The 13,489-nt window shown below is 43.5% G+C and carries 12 protein-coding genes; 4 read left to right on the top strand and 8 right to left on the bottom strand.

What is annotated here, in order from left to right; genetic code table 11:
• Window positions 1-6 precede the first annotated feature (6 nt).
• From AC0MXB_RS02425 to AC0MXB_RS02410, 4 genes are all read left to right on the top strand, one after another.
• A complete protein-coding gene (locus AC0MXB_RS02425) occupies window positions 7-438 on the top strand; it encodes a rhodanese-like domain-containing protein (RefSeq protein WP_474037970.1) in 432 nt (143 codons plus the stop codon).
• Window positions 435-728 (top strand): hypothetical protein, encoded by a 294-nt coding sequence (locus tag AC0MXB_RS02420; RefSeq protein ID WP_474037969.1) that lies wholly within the window; start codon window positions 435-437, stop codon window positions 726-728. Before AC0MXB_RS02425 ends, AC0MXB_RS02420 begins: the two co-directional genes overlap by 4 nt.
• Window positions 729-735: 7 nt before the next feature.
• A complete protein-coding gene (locus tag AC0MXB_RS02415; protein WP_474037968.1) occupies window positions 736-1,500 on the top strand; it encodes an ion transporter in 765 nt (254 codons plus the stop codon).
• 148 nt (window positions 1,501-1,648) lie between these two features.
• Window positions 1,649-2,770 (top strand): J domain-containing protein, encoded by a 1,122-nt coding sequence (locus AC0MXB_RS02410; RefSeq protein WP_474037967.1) that lies wholly within the window; start codon window positions 1,649-1,651, stop codon window positions 2,768-2,770.
• A 377-nt stretch (window positions 2,771-3,147) separates the two neighbouring features.
• On the opposite strand, the gene rlmD is transcribed toward AC0MXB_RS02410, so the two are convergent.
• The 8 genes from rlmD to AC0MXB_RS02370 form a co-directional block, all read right to left on the bottom strand.
• Window positions 3,148-4,530, bottom strand: a complete 1,383-nt coding sequence (rlmD, locus tag AC0MXB_RS02405) for a 23S rRNA (uracil(1939)-C(5))-methyltransferase RlmD (protein ID WP_474037965.1) — start codon at window positions 4,528-4,530, stop codon at window positions 3,148-3,150.
• Between the two features lie 17 nt (window positions 4,531-4,547).
• Window positions 4,548-6,971: a Lon protease family protein gene (locus AC0MXB_RS02400; protein WP_474037964.1), complete on the bottom strand. Its 2,424-nt coding sequence runs from the start codon at window positions 6,969-6,971 to the stop codon at window positions 4,548-4,550.
• A gap of 82 nt (window positions 6,972-7,053) precedes the next feature.
• A complete protein-coding gene (locus tag AC0MXB_RS02395; protein WP_474037962.1) occupies window positions 7,054-7,743 on the bottom strand; it encodes a lysostaphin resistance A-like protein in 690 nt (229 codons plus the stop codon).
• Between the two features lie 10 nt (window positions 7,744-7,753).
• Complete coding sequence (locus AC0MXB_RS02390) at window positions 7,754-9,055, bottom strand: Ger(x)C family spore germination protein (RefSeq protein WP_474037960.1); 1,302 nt, start codon at window positions 9,053-9,055, stop codon at window positions 7,754-7,756.
• A 28-nt stretch (window positions 9,056-9,083) separates the two neighbouring features.
• Window positions 9,084-9,242, bottom strand: coding sequence for a hypothetical protein (locus AC0MXB_RS02385; protein WP_474037959.1), 159 nt, complete (start codon window positions 9,240-9,242; stop codon window positions 9,084-9,086).
• 15 nt (window positions 9,243-9,257) lie between these two features.
• Entirely contained in the window at window positions 9,258-10,502 is a 1,245-nt protein-coding gene (locus AC0MXB_RS02380) for a Ger(x)C family spore germination protein (protein WP_474037957.1), read from the bottom strand.
• Window positions 10,484-11,587 carry a GerAB/ArcD/ProY family transporter gene (locus AC0MXB_RS02375; RefSeq protein ID WP_474037956.1) on the bottom strand — a complete coding sequence of 368 codons (1,104 nt, stop codon included), beginning with the start codon at window positions 11,585-11,587 and terminating at the stop codon, window positions 10,484-10,486. Before AC0MXB_RS02375 ends, AC0MXB_RS02380 begins: the two co-directional genes overlap by 19 nt.
• 18 nt (window positions 11,588-11,605) lie before the next feature.
• Window positions 11,606-13,453 (bottom strand): spore germination protein, encoded by a 1,848-nt coding sequence (locus tag AC0MXB_RS02370; RefSeq protein WP_474037955.1) that lies wholly within the window; start codon window positions 13,451-13,453, stop codon window positions 11,606-11,608.
• Between the last annotated feature and the right edge of the window lie 36 nt (window positions 13,454-13,489).

Below are 13,489 nucleotides of genomic sequence, written 5' to 3'. Positions count from 1 at the left end.
ATTTTATTGAAGAGAAAAATCAGTTTTCAGCTATTATTAATTTTCCTTTTACTTATTGCTTTGTCATCTTTGAGTTATGCCGCACAAATAAACGTTAAATTTATAGGCGCTACACAGTATAAAGAAACTGCTAGCGCCACTCTTTTAATTGATGTCCGTTCATCCTCTAGTCGTGAAAAAAACAAACTAGAAATTCCAGGGTCAAAGTGGATTGACCCTTACAGTGGCCCTGCACTTGAAAACTTTATGAATACAGCAGATAAAAAAGCTTCATACACAGTTTTTTGTTCTTGCGTTGATGATAATTACAGTATACGAGCAGCTCAAATCTTAACTAAGAATGGCTTTGAAAATGTTTCTGTTTTACAAGGTGGCTGGGATGCTTTAACTAAAACGGGCATTAAAACAGCTCCTATCCAGGAAGGGGGAGCTCAATGAAAAAATTAATATTTTGCGTGTTTTTTTGCTTAATGCTCTTCCCTGCAATTGTATTTGGATCGCCTACTCCTAATCAAAATACTCCTCAAATTGATCCTAACTCTATTGCAGGTAGCCTTGATGCCGACCTCCATAGATCGCCAGATAAAAACTCAATCGCCGGAATCAAAGATCCTGATATTATCCCATTAACCAGAGGGTGCTGCAGCTGGCATAAAGGCGTTTGCGGCTGCGAAAATGGCCGCACAGTATGTTGTGACGGTACTTATAGCCCCACTTGTGGTTGTTAAGGACTAAATGAACCTAACAACATTACCGCAGAGATATAAACTCTATTACGATGCGTTAATGGCCGTGCTTGCGGTTGTAATAATAGGATCTTTATTTGTTGAAGCGCGATTTGATTTAAGCGATAAGGAAACACTGATATTTAGAGAAATCGATTATGCCGTATGGATTATCTTTGTAGTTGATTACATAGTCAGATTCATTTTATCTAAGAATAAGCTGCAATTTCTTCGTTACAATATCATCGATCTCATTTCTATTCTCCCCTTCGAGGCCGCCTTCCAAGGACTCAGAGCATTACGGATTCTTCGCTTAATTTACATGCTCAGAGTATTTGTTTACCTAAATCGAATTCACACCCGTCTGAGTGCATTAGTTACCACAAATGATTTTCACCATGTTCTTTGGTTTACTTTCTCAACAATTTTTTGTGGTGCAATTGCCATATCTTACGTCGATGACATGGAAATCGGCGATGCCCTTTGGTGGTCTTTTGTAACCACTACAACAGTCGGCTATGGTGACATTGCTCCTCAGTCATTCGGTGGCCGGATCATAGCTGTTTTCCTAATGCTAATAGGCATCGGCTTCTTAAGTATGCTAACAGGTACAATCGCAACTTTCTTTATTAATAGAGATAGCACTCCTTCATCATATTGTGATGACACAGTCAAAGAAATCGCAAAAAAGCTTGAACACTTCTCTGATTTAACAATTAATGATATTGATGATATGCATTCTGTCTTAATCGCTTTGAAAGAGCGTCAAAAGTAACAGACTCACGGACCACATATTAACAACATATTTCTTGATTATTTCAGCCTATTTGAAGCAACTACTCCATTCGCTAAATACACCAAAAACCACAGCACTGCTGACCAGTCTGTGGTTTTATTATTTAACGAAAGAAGAAGTGATTATCTTGGCAAAACTAAACTATTACGATATTTTAGAGGTAAGTAAAACAGCATCTTCTGAAGTCATTCAATCAGCTTATAGGGCATTAGCTAAAAAATATCATCCCGATGTTTTCCCTGATAAAGAAACTACAAATAAAATGATGTATATAATTAACGAAGCTTATTCTGTTTTATCTGATTCAAATAAGCGAAGAGACTATGACAATCTCTTAAAAAGACAATATGTAGATCCCCCGCCACCACCGCCTCCATCTCCAACTCCCACGAACAGTACAGATGATCTATCTCCAGAGACTAAAAATTTTATCAATGCTAGGGCTCTTGCACTTGCGTTAAAAGAAGTAATTTGGGACAACACGAAGAAATTATCTTTGTTTTTAATTTATGGCTTTGGCGCAACTTTTTATGGTTCAAGAAATATTGACAAATTTACTAATAGTTTTATAACTCAATACTGGATAACCCTATTATATTTCCCTATAATCCCCCTTGGCGAATACAGAGTAATTAAGAAAGATAAAGGCTATTTTATAATAAGTAAAATACCCTATAAACTCAATTTGTCATGGTTTTTTTATATGTTTAAACAACAAAAATTTGCCATGTCAGTACTTATTTTTATTACCGTATTTTTAGCATATTCAGTTTTTACTTTTCAGCCACAACAAAGTCAAAACAAGCCAATTAAGACTACAGTTCCGCAAACCCAACAACAACCTCAATTGAGCTTCATTCCTAAGAATGACGTTTCTACAAAATATGTTGCTAATGAGCCACAGCTAAACACTACAGGCTATTGCAAAATTACAGTAGATAATAAACAAAATACATTTCCTGTCATTGTAAGAATTTGGAGTCTCTCTAATCATAAACCAGTAAGAACTTTTACTATTAAGCAAGGTGAACAGTTTACTGCTCAAAATATGACGCCAGATAACTACGAAATTAGATATATGCATTTATATCAAAATGCGGAATCTCAAGATGTTTTTAAAACCGATCCTTTTTTATTAAGTCAAACTCTTACAGCAAACGGAACAAACTACGATACAATCAGTTTTACATTATACAAAGTTCATAATGGCAATGCAAAAACACATCCTATTAGCGCTACTGAATTATAGATAATCATCTCAAATAAAAAGTTTTTTCTGGACAAAATCACTCTAACTATTTTTATATCGTCCTTGCATTCCACCGTCATCTATACGATAATAGCTATAGAATAAGTAGAAGCACCTATTAAACACTCATTTATAAGCAAAGTCGATGGATATTTCCAACGGCTTTTTATTTCACCCATTTCACCGAACATACGTACTGAATTTACTATTAATTCATGGAAAGGAGAACGAAAAATGGCCGGAGGAGTTCGTAAAAAAGGCATCACATGGTATTACTATTTTAACAAAAATTCCACCCACTTCACACTGGCGGTGGAAAATGGGTGGAAAAGCGACGAAAAAACGTCTAATTTTATGCGATTAAGTCCGATAAATCCTTATTTTTTGCGGGTTATAAGGGCCACACACTCCACATGATACGTCATGGGGAACATGTCTACAGGCTGTATTTCTTTGGCTTCGTAACCCTGTTCCGCAAAGTAACCGAGGTCTCTAGCCAAAGAAGCGGGATTGCACGAGACATAGACGATTCGGTTTGGTTCCATGCGCACAAACGTATCAAGAACTTCTGTGCTGCAGCCTGCGCGCGGTGGATCGACGACGACAACCTCAGGTCTTAGCCCATCGCGATACAGTTTCGGCATAACGTCAGTAGCATCACCCACAAGAAACTCTACATTATCAATCTTGTTATCGGCGGCGTTTTTCTTGGCGTCAGCAATGGCTGGCGCCACTACTTCAATGCCGTATACTTTCTTGGCTTGCTGCGCTAGGAAAAGCGAAATCGTACCAGTGCCGCAGTAAGCGTCAATGACAGTTTCTTCGCCTTGCAAGTCAGCATACTTCAGCGCTGTTTCATAAAGCCGTACCGCCTGTTTCGTATTGACTTGGAAAAAGGAATGGGGCGAAATCTGAAAGGTCAAATTCCCCAGTTTATCTTCAATATATTCTTTGCCCCAAAGTAGTTTATTTTTTGGCCCTAACATCACATTGGTTTTGCGCGAATTTACATTCTGCAAAATGCTGACAAGGCCGGGAATCCGCTCTTGCAGGCCCTTAATGAAAGCCTCTTGCTCCGGCAATTCTTCGGTAGCTGTTACGACTACGACCATGCCTTCGCCAGTAGCGACGCCGACACGTCCCATAGCATAACGCAAGGAGCCTTCGCCAGTTGCTTCTTCATAAGCCTTGATCCGAAGCTCTGTCGCCACAGCCGCTACAGCAGCAGCGACGCGATTATTGGCCTCATGCTGAATAAGACAAGCTTCCATTGGCACAATCTCATGGCTTCCCTGAGCATAGCAGCCTGCAATGAGATGGCGTCCGCGGCGACCGATAGGCAGCAGCATTTTATTGCGATAATGCCACGATTCTGGTGATGGCATTACTGGCTGAATGGTAACGCCAGCAAGCTTGCCAATCCGTTCCATTGCGGCTCGCACGGTCTCATATTTGGCTGCAAGCTGTCCTTCATAAGAAAGATGCTGCAATTGACAGCCGCCGCAAGCCTGATAGACAGGACAAGGCGGCGCAATCCGCTCCGGCGCTGCCGTCAACACCTCTAATAACTGCGCCCGTCCGTAGCTTTTCTTTACTTCTTTGACTTTCGCTGTGACCTGTTCGCTAGGCAAAGCGCCTTCAATAAATAAGGTATAACCGTCTAACCGGGCGACACCTTCGCCGCTATGTCCTAATCCATGAATCTCTACTGTAATTTTATCGCCCTTTTGTACGGGCGGTTTTTGTTTCGCGTCTTTCAATGAATCCTTCTCCTTGCTTATAGATCGGTCGCTTTTTTACTCTCACTGCTTTTTCCTAAAGCAAGATACCGCTCCATATACTCATTTAGTTTATTTACTACTTTAAAATGAACGGTTCCGGCGGGATAAGTTCCATCGCTTTGCGGCGCTCCTGCCGCTACGCCTGTGAGGACTTCTATGCCTTCATCAATTGTTTTTACGGCATAAATATGGAAGGTCCCTGCTTGGACGGCTGTCAAAACTTCGTCATTTAGCGTCAGATTATTAATATTTTGATAAGGGATCATGACCCCTTGCTTACCAGTAAGCCCTTTTAGCTTGCAAACAGAAAAGAAACCTTCGATTTTCTGGGTAGCGCCGCCAATCGGCTGAATTTCTCCTTTTTGATTGACTGACCCAGTCACCGCGATATCTTGCCGCAAAGGAATGCCTGATAAACTCGACAAAATAGCATAGAGCTCAGTACTCGAGGCGCTATCACCATCAACACCTTCGTAAAGCTGTTCGAAGGTCAGACTGCAGGTGAGTGTCAAAGGGTTTTTCTGGGCGTATTTTTCACCGAGATAACCGCTTAAAATCAGCACGCCCTTCGTGTGACTTGTGCCGCTGATCTTTGTTTCCCGTTCAATATTAATGACGCCAGATCGCCCCATATAGGTATTAGCGGTAATACGCGACGGCTTGCCAAAAGTATACTCGCCGACAGCGAGCACGGCCAAGCCGTTTACCTGCCCCACTTTGGCCCCGTCTGTATCCATGAGCAGCTTGCCTTCGGCAAACATATCCTGCAATTTTTCTTCGTACTTATTAGCCCGAAACCGTTTTTCATCAATGGCTTGTTTAATATGCTCTTCCGTGACTACTTCGCTCTTATCTAGAGTCGCCCAGGTGTCGGCCTCACAAATTAATTCGACGACTTCATTAAACCGCGTCGTCAATTTATTTTGACTGCCTGCTAAGCGGCTGCAGTATTCTACGACGCGGGCTACAGCGCCGCGGTTAAAGTGCTTAAGTCCTTTGCGTACCACCGTGGAACTGATAAATCCAGCCAATTTGTGAATATTGCCTGCTGTATTTTCCATTTCCGTATCAAAATCAGCATGAACTTTAAAGAGCTTGCGGAAATCCTCATCATAAGAATAAAGCATATGATATAACATGGTATTGCCAACTAAAACGACTTTTACATTTAAATCAATGGGCTCAGGCTTTAACGAAGCCATAGCCAACATTCCATACTGCTCGCCAAGATTTTCAATGGGCAGTTTTTTCGTTTTCAAAACTCGTTTTAAAGCTTCCCATGCGCCAAGATTGCTTAAAATATCACGAGCATGCAGAATTAAATAGCCGCCGTTGGCCCGATGCAGCGCCCCTGCTTTAATCATCGTATAGTCTGTATTGACCACACCCATACGGGCTTCGTATTCGACGCGCCCCATCAAATTATAATAGGTAGGATTGATTTCTACAACAACAGGCGCACCTTTTAAGTCTTGATTATTCACAAGAACATTAACCTGATACTTTTCCTTAATGTCAGGCTGACGCCGAAACAAAGCCAGCGGATTGGCTTCTTCTTCGCCAGAAGAAGGCTTGAAGTCGGCAATATTTTTTACCACATCTTGTTTTACTTCTTCGAGATAGGCCATCACCGCGTCATTGCCAGCATACTTTTCGAAGAGCTCTTCGAGAAGATTTCCGGCAGCGTACATCCCGATTTTTTCATCGAGTTTTTTTAATTCTTCGCGCACTTCTCGTTCGATGGCTTGCATGCGCCGAATCACCACAAGGGCCTTCTCATGAACAGCCATCACTTTTTTTTCGATCACTTCTCGTTCGTCTTTTGGCAGCTTCTGAAACTCTTCGGCGGTCAAAGCTTTACCATCCATGATCGGCAAACCGACAAATCCGGTCGTAGACCACTGCGGCATAACGCCTTCCTGCTCAGCCAATTCATTGAATTCATCCATAATTACAGAGCGTTGCTCTTGAAACCGTTTTGCCAGTGTCTTCCGGGACTGCTCATAATCATCACTGCTAAACGCCTTGGAAATACTTGTTTTTAAGTTATCAACAAGATCTTTCATGTCCTGGCGAAAGATTACGCCAATTCCCGGCGGCAATGATAAGGCCAACGGCTGACTGGGGTTATTAAAATGATTCACATAACACCAATCACAAGGAACACTTTGTCCTTTAGCCGCCTGTTTTACAGCATGTTTTGCATAAGTAATTTTCCCTGTGCCCACAAGGCCGGAAATATAAATATTATAGCCAGGCGTTTGATTAATAAGTCCAAACTGTACTGCTCGAACAGCTCGTTCCTGGCCGATCATCTCATGTGGTTCTGGGATTTCAGCCGTCGTAGTAAAATCAAATAACTCTTCCTTACAGTGAAAGCGTAACTTATCAAGGGATAATTCCTGCCAATTCGCCATCATGCAATCTCCTTTTATTCGATTTTCATCCTATTTTCTTCTATGCCTCTTTTTGACTTCGCTGCCTAAGGAAAAACTTCCTCCCTTATCGGTTCGAGTTAAATAAGGTGCTTTGATAAAGCAGCAGTAGTTTACTGCTATTAATCATAAAATGGGCTGTAATTGGCGCCAGCAAAGAGCCGCTACGGCTATAAAGCCAGCAAAGAGTGCCGCTGACTAGGAGCATTTCCGGCAGCCAATATACATTATAATGCATTGCAGCAAAAATCAGTGACGTAATCACCATGGCCGGAAAAAAACCGAACCGCTGCTTTAGCGGCAAAAAGGTAAACAAACGGTAAAAAAGCTCCTCCGTAACGGGAGCTATGATCGCGCCAAGGATAAACGGCCAAGCAAAGTTCTGCCAGGAATCCGCATTCTTAGCAAGAAACACCAGCGGATGCTCCTTATTGTCTAAAGAAAAGATCGCAGCATAAAGCTGTTCAGAGTAATAGCTTGCTAACAGCAAAACAAACCCGCTTGCCGCTCCGATCAACAACTGCTTTCGCCCATTTCTCAAGGTAAGACCGAGATCGTTAAATGACTGATTGGCTCGTTTGATAATGAAATAGACTAGCCCCAGACTAATCAGGCGATCTATAAGATCAACAATCACAACAGAATCAGACCATCTTAGTGGAAAAACATAATGAAACAGCACGAATAAACTACTGAAACGAAGCGCATATACAGCCGCTACCTGCCTTAGCCGCCACTTGGCTTTCACTGTTTCCATCACCGCCAGCTCACTTTTGAATCGGACTTGTTTGCATCATCAACCCGCTGCGCCGAATTTTACACTCGACTTCGCCGGTAATCGCCGCGTCTTTATAGAGTTCGCGCCAATGAAAATTTTTATAAGCAGGCAAAGTAGCAAAATTTGGCCGAAAATAATCGCCAATTCCTAAAATATCACTATTCATGGTTTGAGTCGCTTGAATGAGTTCTAACAAATCTCTAGTAAATAAATTGCTCAAATAGTCTTCCAGTAGTTTTTGATACGCTGGATCTTCATAGTGAATGCCGCTCGTAATCCCCGTAATCTCACATTCCACGACCAAATGAATATGCGCGCTCGGTTTCCCATCAACAATGGCAGTAGTAACCTTCGGTGATTCCTCCGCCCGATAGCGAAAGTTAATCCCCTTGGGACTTTCCGGTACCAACGGATCTTTCACGCTAACAAAACCATTTTCTACATGTCGCAAAAACAATTCTTTGATGCGTACCTGATCGCTCTTTAAGATACCTGCCAGTTTATCGCCATGAAATACAGCAGCCCCTATAACTTCAATCGGATTCCCCGAACTACGCGGCAAATCGCCCGCTTGATGCGGCGCTTCAAGTGGCTCTAAAGAATCGGAAGCTTCCGTTGCCGCTTGCGCCATCACCGTTCTACTAAGCCGCTGATTAGGCGCCACGAAAGTAATAGAGGAGTCCTGCCCCTCACTTTTCATCGTTCGATAAAGCTGATGAAGCGACACGCCAGGAAAATAGCCGGAATTACTATCAGTCTGCATCATAAGTTCATACCATTGATACAGAAAAGTGGACAGTCCGGGGTGAATTTCATTGAGAAAATCTTTGGCGCTGCCGCTGGTCACAGCAACGTACATGGAACCGCGATATTCCTGAAAGCGTATGAGCGAAATAATAATATCGCCAATACCATCCTTGGCTAATTCTTCGCCTAAAACAATAAACTTCGTATGATTAAATATGGGGATCAGCGCCAATGTTGATTTCAGTTCATTCCGCGTCTCCGCCACGGAAAACCCGGAAACCGTAATATTGGCCCAGTCTTTTTTCGAATCCCCGTCTTGCTCTTTATCACCGCTCGTCTCACTGCTGCCGCCTTGTTCAATCGCCGATACTGCTACGGGCCGTGCAATCTGATAGGTCACTTCTAACTGTTGATTTTCCCCTTTATCAATCCCAATCGCTATTACATAAGCATTTTGTTCTGCTTCACGGGATCCGTTGCAGCCGCTGATTAGAAAGACACAGAAAATGCAGCAGCCAATCAAACATTTCTGCAATGGCTTCATAACGTCCCTTCTCTTTCACCAAAAGTTCCTACTGCGTAAACCGGTACAAGGCCAGTCCCAAGGTACCAACACACAGCAATGAAATCACCAGATAGCCTGACTGTTTCCCGTCTTTTTTCATGTAAGCGCCAAAGGAGTAGACATGGATCACGCTCCCCAGCGTTAATAGAAAGTAAACAACATCCACCTGAATCCCCCGCTTCTATTCCTTTCCCTGTAGCGGCGTCGTCTGCCATAACAGCCCGGTTCGCCGAATTTTCACGTCCATGTCAACTTGAATATCCGCTTCTTTATAGCGATCGCTCCAGTTAAAGTTCTGATACTCTTGATAGCTTGATAAAAACGGCGTCATATACTGTTCAAGCCCAATCACATCGCAACCGCAGACCTGTGTCTTTGCCAGCAGTCGCTGCGCATCTTCCGTAAGCAGCTGACTAGCTGCTTGTTCTAATAAACTTTGGTACTCTTTGCTCTCATAATGAATTCCGCTGGCATTGCTGGAAATGACAGCATCGACTTTTTGGTGAATCTGAATCACCGCTTTCCCATCGACAAGCTGCGTCTTGATTTGCGGTCTCTCATCGACGCGCAAACGGAGCGATATTTGATGCTGTGGTGACAAAGGATCTGCTAGGGAGATAAAGCCCTGACGGAAGTTTCCTAAGATCATATTGATAATTCTGGTCTCATTACTATCAAGAATCTCCACCATTTTATCGCCATGAAACAAAGCAAGTCCGGCAAACTCAATCGGATTGCCGCCTTGGCGCGGCAAAGTGCCGCTTACATGAACCTGCTCTTTCCGCCCGGGCAGGGGCTTGGGTTCCGCTTTACTCTTACTATCCTTGGTTTCATTTACGCCGCCCAAAGCGGCATAAGAAGCCTCATGACCTTGTTTTAATCGCAGATAGAAACTATGGAGCGTGGACTTTCCATATAGACCGTTATCATCGCTTTGCTGCATCATCATTTCAAAATATTTCGCTGGTGACAAAATGACCGGCGGATTATTTTTTTCAATAAAATTCTGCGCCTTACCACGAGTTACAACGACAAAGGAGGAACCACGATACTCGCGATAGCGCATTAATGGCCCTAATGTATTGGCAATACCGCTTCGGGCCAGCTCCTCACCAAAGACAATAGCTTTTACATGATAAATGACTGGTGATAACGCCACTGTGGAATTTAATAAATTTCTTGCCTCCGCAATGGATAAGACCGAAAAAGTCATATTCATCGTTCGTTTCCCACTACCGCCGCCTTGCCCGGCAATGGCCCGGGGAATGGCAATTTGATAGGTTACGTTGATTTTCCCCCCTTCCCCTTTATCCAGCCCCATTACGAGGACATAAGCAAGCTGATCCGTTTCCTGTGAACCATTACACCCTGTTAGCAAGAAACTACTCCATATGATCAGCAAAGCGGCTAGGCACTTTTTCCCCATTCAAATCCCTTCCTTTGCTTAATCCATAAGGCAGCAAGCAGCAGGATCGGAATTACAAAAATCGCTAGATCATTCATTAAAATAAACTTGGTATCAAGCTGCACTGTCTTATTAATGTCCTCAGGCAGTAAAGCTAAATTACACATGAACATTGCTACACAGGGCATTAACGGGCGAATCATCGGCAAATCCAGGACGCGTCCGAGTAAATAATTCACCATAAAAAAATTGATTGCAATGGCTAAAGCCCCCAAAATAACCCATGTCACAATAAAAAAGGCCTCTAAATGCTGAAAAAAGCGGCCAAGATAAATGAGTCTAGCCAACTCAAAAAAGGGCATCGTTTTTTCTGACCCCACAGCAACGCCAAAAACCATAATAAAAATAACCATCATATAGGCTTTCAATAATACGGAGGCGGCAATTCCTTGTAACAAACTATGTCGTAAAGTTTTTATATTTTGAAAGGAAGGCGCTAAGAGAAACAACGCTAAAAATCCAGCATTGTATCCAGCCCCTTTAATGCCCTGGACAAAGCAGGGCGCTAAGCCATTTCCCTGCCAGGGCAGCAACTGGTAAGGAATATAAAAAGGATACAGCAAGAGAGTAACCGCCAAAAAACTAACGACCATCAGCGGCATAAAAATGATACTGCACCGGGTAATGCCGCTCGCGCCAAAATAGGTTACGGCTAAAGCGCTTAAAGTATAGACGAGGATAGATATGCGTACATCCATCCCCGGCATGGCCGTAATCAATGTATTTTCCGCATATTGCCGAATAAGCAAAACAGCATTGCCGCCGAATACGATAATAAGAATTCCCATCATCAAACAAGCTGCTTTTTTCCCCAGTAAAATGGACGTCACAGCAAATAGATCGCCCTTGATTTTACTATGGATATAGACTAACAGAAAGGCAATAAAGAGAGCCACTAAGCCATTAATCAGCAGGTAGAACCAGCCTAGCTGCGCCTGCTGTGATAAAACAAGGGTAAAGGAATTTAAGGTGACTCGCGGCAATAAGCTGATAAAGACTAAAGCGGCCCCTTCCGAAAGCCCCATTCTCCCTACTTCATAACTCATAACGCACCTTCCTTCGCTTTATCGAGCCGGATCTTCATCGGTCCAGGAACGGCTGATATCAGGCTGCCGAATCGAATCTTTTGTATTCAATTCGTCAGGCCGCGACTGTTGATTAAAGTATTGTCCTTTTAGTAGTATATCTTTGCCTTTTTGAACTTTTGGCGCTATGGGCGCTAAGTAAGGTACGCCAAAGGATTTCATACTACTCAGCAAACCTGTTAAAACAAAAATTCCAACAGCAATTCCAACAAGACCAAGAACCGATCCCAAAATTAGAAACAGAAAGCTAAGCATCCGCAAGGCAATGCCAAAACGGTATTCCGGCAAGATAAACGAAGCAAGTCCCGCAACTGCCACCACAATAATCATGATCGGACTGACGATCTTAGCCATGACAGCAGCTTGCCCCAAAATAATTGCGCCAACAATACCGATAGTCGGCCCAAGTAAACCGGGAATACGCAGGCCCCCTTCGCGAATCAGTTCAAATGATCCCATCATTAATACAATTTCCACCACAGCCGGAAAAGGCACTTGCTCTCGTGCCGCGGCAATCGCCAACACAAGGTCAGTTGGCAAGGCTTCCTGATGAAAGAGACTAATGGCGATAAATACGCCAGGAAGAAAAGTCGTCAAAAGGGCCCCGATAACGCGGGTATAGCGAATCAGCGTTACATAAGAGGCAGGCAGACTATAATCTTCTGGTGACTGCAGCAAGGAAAATAAACTGATCGGCACAATTTGGGCAAAGGGATTGCCTTCTATTAAAATAGCGATACGGCCCTCGACGAGATTTGCCGCTACCCGGTCGGGTCTCTCGGTCGAAAGAGTCTGGGGAAACCAAAAGTTCGGATGATCAATCAGCAGTTGCATTAATCCGCCAGCTTCCGTAATATAGGCCATTGATAAACTTTCAATACGGCGCTGTACTTCCCTCACAAGCTGTTCATTAGCAATTGAAGCAATATACATAACGGCGCATTGCATCCGCCCCCGCTTCCCAATTCGATGCATTGCAGTTACTAGATCACTTGTCCGCAGCACAGACCGCACCAGAGCCGTATTGACGCGCAGCACTTCTGTAAAGGCTTCCTGCGATCCTCTAACAGCAGATTCTGTAACTGGGGTTGATACAGCGCGCCGTTTGCCGCCGCGGGCGTCAATAGTGAGTGCTTCGGCGCTGCCCGCCAGAAAAAGTACAGCGTCGCCATTATTGATGGCTTGTTCAATATCAGCGAATTCTTTGAGCAACTGCTCCTGGCTGTTAGGTAGACACTGCTCTCGAATTTGCCTAAGCAAAGAAGCTTCTGTTCTCTGACAGGAGTGAACCATGAGGGAACGTAAAATACCTTGGTTAATTATGTTCTTATCAACAATACCATCCATGAACACGAGCAGCGCCTTCACACCGCCTTCGCCTGGTAAAGTGAAATGACGTAACACAAGATCCTTATTTTCCGGCAACTGATACATTTCACCAAGAACGCGTTCATTCTCGGCTAGACTAGCGCTTATAGTTCGTTCATGGGGAAGTAACGCTTCGCGATAGGCAAGCTTTAAGGGTTTTACTTCCTGCCATTCTGCTGTAAGGCTGTCTATTTTCTGCTGAATCACTGGTAGTGCTTGCGTATCAATCTCTGCTTGCAGCATAGTAACAACCTGTTGTCGGACCGCTTCCATACGGTGGCCATAGCGAATCAGCGCCTTTATTTCCTGAACTGCTTGCAAAACCGCTTGTTCGGGCGAAGCTGTCCCATCATCGCCAGCAGCTTCATCGAGAACAAAGCGCGGCTGCTTCGGCGTCGGTTGATACAAAAGGGTTCCTGTAATAAAACGAGTTATCGTTTGAAACCAGTTTTTAGCCATTTTTCTTCCTCCGCCTCGCAAGAAAGTATTTCTAGT

The organism is Pelorhabdus sp. sgz311001 (genome assembly GCF_055901755.1).
The sequence above is the reverse complement of the archived record's forward strand: the minus strand, read 5'-3'. Positions and strand labels throughout refer to the sequence as shown.

Bases quoted from the DNA above. Each gene is read 5' to 3' on its own strand.
- AC0MXB_RS02375 (WP_474037956.1), bottom strand. From the start codon at position 11,587: ATGAGTTATGAAGTAGGGAGAATGGGGCTTTCGGAAGGGGCCGCTTTA.
- AC0MXB_RS02370 (WP_474037955.1), bottom strand. From the start codon at position 13,453: ATGGCTAAAAACTGGTTTCAAACGATAACTCGTTTTATTACAGGAACC.
- AC0MXB_RS02420 (WP_474037969.1), top strand. From the start codon at position 435: ATGAAAAAATTAATATTTTGCGTGTTTTTTTGCTTAATGCTCTTCCCT.
- AC0MXB_RS02400 (WP_474037964.1), bottom strand. From the start codon at position 6,971: ATGATGGCGAATTGGCAGGAATTATCCCTTGATAAGTTACGCTTTCAC.
- AC0MXB_RS02380 (WP_474037957.1), bottom strand. From the start codon at position 10,502: ATGGGGAAAAAGTGCCTAGCCGCTTTGCTGATCATATGGAGTAGTTTC.
- AC0MXB_RS02390 (WP_474037960.1), bottom strand. From the start codon at position 9,055: ATGAAGCCATTGCAGAAATGTTTGATTGGCTGCTGCATTTTCTGTGTC.
- AC0MXB_RS02395 (WP_474037962.1), bottom strand. From the start codon at position 7,743: ATGGAAACAGTGAAAGCCAAGTGGCGGCTAAGGCAGGTAGCGGCTGTA.
- AC0MXB_RS02415 (WP_474037968.1), top strand. From the start codon at position 736: ATGAACCTAACAACATTACCGCAGAGATATAAACTCTATTACGATGCG.